The organism is Paludifilum halophilum, from assembly GCF_002245355.1.
Classification (GTDB): Bacteria; Bacillota; Bacilli; order Thermoactinomycetales; family DSM-45169; genus Paludifilum; species Paludifilum halophilum.
In genome coordinates, this window is the sequence record NZ_NOWF01000167.1 from 1 (window position 1) to 398 (window position 398).

Sequence of the window (398 nt, forward strand, 5' to 3'; positions counted from 1 at the left end):
TCTTCACATGGAGTATTCTATTCATTTTACCAAGAATTCTACCATTTTACCAAATCATTTTTTACTATTTGGTTTGTTTTTCGCTAATATAAAAATTGGTTCCAATTTATCGCCGTCATGAATGAATGGAAGCGACGTAATTGGGATTCTTCCTTCTGCAAAAAACTGCATCGTCATCTGTGCAAGAATGTCATAGCCTGTATCATTTTGGATATCTGCAACGATCAACACATCTTGATGTGGAACAGCGACAGCAACTTCACCAGTACTTTTTTCGAACATTTCATCTAAAAATGATTCTTGCAAAATTCGACTTGCATCATATCCATCTTGTAATGCAACAAAATGAAAATCATTGCCTTGTACGGTATCTGTTTTATAATCAAATTGGATGGAAC

At 34.4% G+C, this 398-nt stretch carries 1 protein-coding gene; it reads right to left on the bottom strand.

Annotated features, from left to right (window positions below):
- Nucleotides 1-54: 54 nt before the first annotated feature.
- Nucleotides 55-398, bottom strand: a 344-nt coding sequence (locus CHM34_RS18720; protein ID WP_141201797.1) for a DUF1444 family protein, incomplete at its 5' end; no start/stop codon positions are given.